5 protein-coding genes and 1 pseudogene are annotated in these 5,751 nt (G+C 63.7%); 4 read left to right on the top strand and 2 right to left on the bottom strand.

What is annotated here, in order from left to right; genetic code table 11:
• Nucleotides 1–623: 623 nt before the first annotated feature.
• Nucleotides 624–1,481: a hypothetical protein gene (locus QOD90_RS08105; RefSeq protein WP_526348439.1), complete on the bottom strand. Its 858-nt coding sequence runs from the start codon at nt 1,479–1,481 to the stop codon at nt 624–626.
• Between the two features lie 69 nt (nt 1,482–1,550).
• Between QOD90_RS08105 and QOD90_RS08110 the strand changes: the two genes are divergently transcribed.
• Both QOD90_RS08110 and QOD90_RS08115 read left to right on the top strand, forming a co-directional pair.
• The gene (locus QOD90_RS08110) at nt 1,551–2,090 is read left to right on the top strand and encodes a hypothetical protein (protein ID WP_526348441.1); all 540 of its coding nucleotides are present in this window, start codon (nt 1,551–1,553) and stop codon (nt 2,088–2,090) included.
• A gap of 10 nt (nt 2,091–2,100) precedes the next feature.
• A complete protein-coding gene (locus QOD90_RS08115; protein WP_526348443.1) occupies nt 2,101–3,015 on the top strand; it encodes an HTTM domain-containing protein in 915 nt (304 codons plus the stop codon).
• Nucleotides 3,016–3,560: 545 nt separating this feature from the next.
• On the opposite strand, the gene QOD90_RS08120 is transcribed toward QOD90_RS08115, so the two are convergent.
• Nucleotides 3,561–4,646, bottom strand: coding sequence for an LLM class flavin-dependent oxidoreductase (locus QOD90_RS08120; protein ID WP_526348445.1), 1,086 nt, complete (start codon nt 4,644–4,646; stop codon nt 3,561–3,563).
• 367 nt (nt 4,647–5,013) lie between these two features.
• Here QOD90_RS08120 and QOD90_RS08125 point away from each other — a divergent pair, with 367 nt between their 5' ends.
• The gene (locus QOD90_RS08125; RefSeq protein ID WP_526348447.1) at nt 5,014–5,358 is read left to right on the top strand and encodes a hypothetical protein; all 345 of its coding nucleotides are present in this window, start codon (nt 5,014–5,016) and stop codon (nt 5,356–5,358) included.
• Between the two features lie 140 nt (nt 5,359–5,498).
• Nucleotides 5,499–5,751, top strand: a pseudogene (locus QOD90_RS08130) (hypothetical protein); the annotation flags it as partial.

Genomic DNA, 5,751 nt, shown 5'->3' on the forward strand with positions numbered 1-5,751 from the left:
CTAGTACGGGATTCCTGCGCCGAAACCCGCCAGAGCCGCCAGCATCATGTAGGTGCGTTCGTCGTGATGATTCCCAACCCAATTCAACCAACGTTTGATGGCTCCCCCTCCGAAAAACACCCGTGCCCGGCAGAAGAGTGTGCACGGTGCGGTGCCGGTTCGGCCAAATTCCGGCGCGCGCCGGGAAGGGTTCGAACGCCAGAGAAGCCTGCGCCTCGCGACTCGCCGGCACAGGCCGGTCGATCAGACGGGGGTCTGTGATGAATCCCGGATCGACCTTGCCTGACGAATAGTCACGTGAGCACTGAGAGTGCCGAGCGCAAGCGAGAACCCGACGTCACCTCCTTGCGTTTGCCCCAACGGCACCGGGATCCAGCATGGGTGTTCGCTTCCACAGCAATGACGAAGACGGAATCGATCTCCGCGTCACTTCCCCAGGTGCTGCACTAGCGCTCAAGAGCAGCGGCGCCGTATCTCTTTTGAGTTTGCTCGCATACACTGCCAAAAGAGTCGCGAGGTTCGCCGGGGGGAGATGGCGCGATGCATCGAACATGGGAACCCATTGGCCGAATCGGCCGTGTGGCGATGATTGCAACCGCACTCGTGGTCTCCATGAGCCTGCTTCATCCGCCCGCGGACGGCCCGCCGTCGATGGTGTTGACGAATGCGGACGGCGACGACGGCTCGGGCGGAACGAGTTCGACGTCGGGCGGAACTAGTTCGACATCGGGCGGAACGAGCTCGACATCCGGCGGAACCAGCTCGACGTCAGGCGAGACCAGCACCTCAGGCGGAATCAGCTCGACCTCGGGCGACACCAGCACTTCAGGCGGAACCAGCTCGACGTCAGGCGGAACCAGCTCGACGTCCGGTGACACCAGCACCTCAGGCGGAACCAGTTCGACGTCCGGCGACACCAGCACCTCAGGCGGAACGAGCTCGACATCAGGTGACACCAGCACCTCAGGCGGAACGAGCTCGACATCGGGCGACACCAGCACCTCAGGTAACACCAGCACCACCGGCGGGGGTTCCTGGAGAGACATCCTGCGGAGCTTTGACACGTCGGGAAGCACCAGCACGTCAGTCGGCGGATCTTCCTCGAGTAACTCAAATGGTCCGTCGGGTGAGATCCGCCCGACGACGACGTCGACGAGTCCGACTGCAACGGTCGCGGGGGCGCCGCTCCCCGTCGTTGAGAGTCCCACCCCGAGCACGGCGCCTGCCCAGCAATACGTGGCGCCGACGATCTGGGCGGTCTTGATGCCTGCCGCAGGGCCGTGGACTGCGCAGCCGAGCTTCACGGCCCAGGTCCCACTGACGCCGCTGGAGGTCATGGCCGGCGGTGTTCGGCTTCCGCCGGCCCAGGGCGGCACAATCTTGAAGAACGCCGGGCCGGTGGTTACGCCGTTCGTCGCGCCATCCTTTGCGTCCGACGGATCCCCGGCCGCCTCGGGACGCAGCGACCAGCTGATCCTCACGGCCGCCTTCGTCGGCACGCTGATTCTCGCTTTCGTTGCGTTCATCGGCTGGCGACGCGATCGGATCTGATGGCGTTGAGGGATGCGCTGTCGGCGCTGGGCGTTCGCTTCGAACGCTCTGCCGCCGGTGAAGCCCTCATCAGCGTATTGGTCTGTGTGGTCGTGTTGATCGCGGTCGCCTGGAATCTGCCGGATTCGTACCTCAAGCGGAGCCTGGTCGAAACACTGCGGCCCATCGCGGAATCGACTGGCCTGCAACAGAAGTGGAGCATGTACGCCCCTGACCCGATCTCCGTCCTGGAAACGCTCGAGGTCCGCGTCACCATAGCCGGCGGCGACCGCCGGACGTGGACCTTCCATCGCGGCGACCCGGTGATCGGCTCATTCAGGTGGTACCACTGGCAGAAACTCAAGGAACAGCTCATCCGCAACCGAGACGCCGTGCCGGAATTCGCGCAGTGGGCGGTACGCGAGGTGACCGCCCCCGGGGATCACCCAGAACACGTCGAGGTCCTGGTCCGAAGCGAACCGTTGCGGCCGCCCGGCGACGATCGCCCCACCGACGTCACGGTGCGGACGTTGTACAGCACCGATCTGCGCGCTCCTTGAATGCACGGAGATGAAGCTCGAGGCTAGGGATGCGTGGCGTGCCTTTTGGTTTCGGCCGGAGCCTCTCTACGCCCTCGGCCTGATCCGCATCGCGTTTGGTGTCGTGGTCGTGGGCTGGGGGTTGTCACTTCTCCCCGATCTCGACGATTTCTTCACCTCGGACGGTGTTGTCGTTCATCCGACGGTCGGCTCGTTCGAGTGGGGAGTGTTCCAACACACTGGCGACGGCCGCGTGGTTCTGATCGGCTGGTTGGTGCTGCTGCTGGCTGCGGTGGCGCTTGCCGTGGGTTGGCACAGTCGAGCGGCCGCAGTGATCGTCTTTGTGCTCGTCCTCTCGTTCCAAAACCGAAATCCGCTGATCTTCAACGCAGGAGACGTCCTCATCCGGGTGGAGGCGTTACTCATCGCACTGGCTCCGTCCGGTGCCGCGCTGTCCTTCGACGAAAGACGCCGAACCGACTCGTTCTGGTCAGCCCAAACCCGTGCGCCCTGGTCGCTGCGCCTGTTCCAGATTCAGCTCACGGTGGTCTACGTGGCGATCTTCGCCGCACGAATGACCGGTGACCGGTGGCCGGCCGGCACGGCGTTGTCGTCTGTGTTGCGTCTCGAAGACATGCTCATAGTGCACGTGCCGCAGCTGATCTCCGGCAGTCCACTCCTGATGAATATCGGTACGTGGGCCGTGTTGGTGGGCGAGTTGTTGATCGGGATCCTCATCTGGAACCGGCGTTGCCGGCCGGCCGTCGCGACAATCGGGACGGCCCTGCACCTCGCGATCATGGTCACCATCGCGGTCGGCTTCTTCACTCCCGCGACATTGCTGCTCTACCTGGCGTTTCTCCCCGCAGAGACGGCCGAAGAATGGATTCAGCGGCGGGCCGGTCCAGCGGGGTCTCAGCCGGACGTGACCACCACCGGCACCTGATCACCGGGGCCGCATTGCCTTGGTGCGCGGGAGAGCATTTCGGGTATCTCGAGACTCCCGCCACGTGACGATCGCCTGCCAAGATCTTGGGATCGGTAGCAGCGGGGTGGTGTTGGGGTGTACGAAGTGGCCAACGCACGGATTCTCCAAGTTGTGTGGCCCACGCCGTGGCTACCAACCAACAGGGAGATCAGAACATGAACCGACGAATAGCAGCACTGGCATCCGCCGCGTTGGCTACCTGCGGCGTGGGGCTGGCAGCCCCTGCCCAGGCCGGACCCCTACCACCGCACTTTTGGTGCCCTGGCAATTCCATGACGTACTCCCGCTACGACATGTCGTCAGGACCGGGAGTTGCGTATCAATGGGACATGAATATCTGCCACACGTGGTACTTCGTGCAGCACGAGGCCGGAAACGTTCCGTACAAGGGCGAGCTACCGAGCGATGTGTGGGACGGCGACAATCCGCCTCCCGTAAAACAGGATTCATGCGACTTCTGCTGGTAAGCGGCCATGAGGTTTTGGGCCGAGCCCGTTGATGAATTACAACTCGCCGAGAGCAGCGACCAAGGCAACCAACTCAGCGGTGTTGGCGATGATTTCCTCGAGCCCTCCTACGGTTCCGGTCGCGTTGCCCAAGATGACGTGTCCGAGACCGTTGTCGGCGTACCCGCTGACCCGATCAGTGATCTCGATGGCGTTGCCAATGAACACGAACTCCTCGACGAGCTCGAAGGGGATCGTCGGCGCGACCTCACGGAGGTCTTCCGGATCGAGGTCGTGGAAAATCAGATCTACTAGACCGCGGCATTGGTCACCGGCGGGATGCCTCATTCCATGTTTGGCCCAAATCTCGGCCGAGCACATGAGCGCAAGGAGCTTCCCCAGAGGATCGCGTTCCATGAGTTCGGCGGCATGGCTTCGCGATTCGGCGACAATCACGCTGATGAACAGCGCGCTTTCCGGCGCCGGCCGCCCGGCCCGGTCGGCGTGCCCTGCGATGAAGCGGCGCTTGTCTCCGTAGTCCGACGGGGTCATCGGCCACGCGGGCACCCAACCATCGCCATATTCGCCGGTCAGGCGCAGCATCCGCGGGCCGTGTCCGGCCACCCACACCTTCGGCGGTCCAAGGTCATCACGCTGCAAGGGCAGTCCCACACGGCCGCGGGATGCAGCCATGACGCCGTGATCGAGAAGTGATCGCAGCTCTGTCAAGAACGTTTCCAAGTCCGCGACGGGCGTCGAGAAGTCATAGCCGAAGGGCTCGAGATTCTCGGCCTCCCCAGCCCCGACTCCCAGGCAGAATCCGCCGCGGCAGAGCTGATGCAACGTCAGCGCGGTTCGCGCGACGTCGGGCGCGCGACGGCGGATCGCGTCGGTGACACAGACGCCCATCGGAAAATTCGACTCATGGCCGATCACGCCGATGCAGGCAAACGGGTCATACCAAGCGTCGGCATCTGGCGACAGCGAAGCCAACGCCATGTCGGCCCAAAGGGCAGGGTGTGCACAACCGAGCAGATGATCGGGCACCCACAACGAGTCCACCTTGGCTTCTTCGGCGAAGCCGAGCAACATCCGATACGACTCGAACGGGTGCATCGGCGCCATCAGCAAGCCGACCTTCATCGGACCTCACCACCCCCCGCTGAGCCTCGAGTCCGAGATCTCGAGTGTAGAGCCGATATCGCCGACCATAAGGCCGAACAGTCCGCCGCCACCGCTAACAAGAAATCAGCCCGTCCCGGATGGTAGACGTTGGCGACTTGGATCATCGGCGATCGGACCTGGCCCCGGATCCGTCACGATGTCTGGCAACTCTCCATGCCGCTGGTCGCGGTGGTCGCGGAGACGACCTAATTTCTGCGAACCGCATGTATGAATCAATTTTATGTCACGTCGGTACTTTGCGAGAGGCGTCGTCGGTGCTAGCGTTTAAGACGTACAGCAAAGGTACAGAAGCCTCGGGGGGCTCCTGCCGAACCCAAGGAGAATCATGGGCAAGTATCGTTCATCATCCAAGCGCGGTATCACCGTCGGCAAACTCGCGGGATCGACCGTGGCCGCCGCGGCATTGCTATTCGCCGGGCCCGCGGCAATGGCGTTCGCCGATCCGCTCTCAGACACGGTCAACAACGTGAACAACATCGCGCGGGGCCTCACGGAAAATACGAACGGGATCGCCCGGGGCCTCACGGAGGGCACTAACAAGATCGCCCGGGGCCTCACGGAAGACTCGAACAAGATCGCCCGGGGCCTCACGGAAGACACGAACAAGATCGTCCGGGGCAACGTGGAGAACGCGAACCTCATGCTGAGAGGGTTCTTCTTCCATCCCTGACCGAAGTCGGAAGTCGGTGCCCGGTCGTGCACTGGGGCCTATCGAGCACAGCCGCCCCCCGATCGCATCGGTCAAACCCGGGCTTCGGCAATGACGTTCGTTCACGCCGCCCAAGGTCTGCCCGAGCGCACAATGACCGGGTGGTCATCGTGCCGGCGTTCGTCTGGCGAGGCGGTCCCCTCCGCCGGGGGGTGACGGTGGCTGTCGGCGTGGGCCTGGTGTTCGGCGTCCAGGCATGGCTGGACTCCGGGATGCTGATCGCCGGTGCGGTCGTCGCGGTGTTGGTCGGTGGCGGTTTCGGCATTTGGATGGCGCGCCGGATGGGCCAATACTGGCCCGCCGCAGGTAGATTGAGCGGTGCCCAGCGCGTGACGGTGGTGAGCGCCACGCGGC

Source organism: Mycobacterium sp. (assembly GCF_032161845.1).
GTDB lineage: Bacteria > Actinomycetota > Actinomycetes > Mycobacteriales > Mycobacteriaceae > Mycobacterium.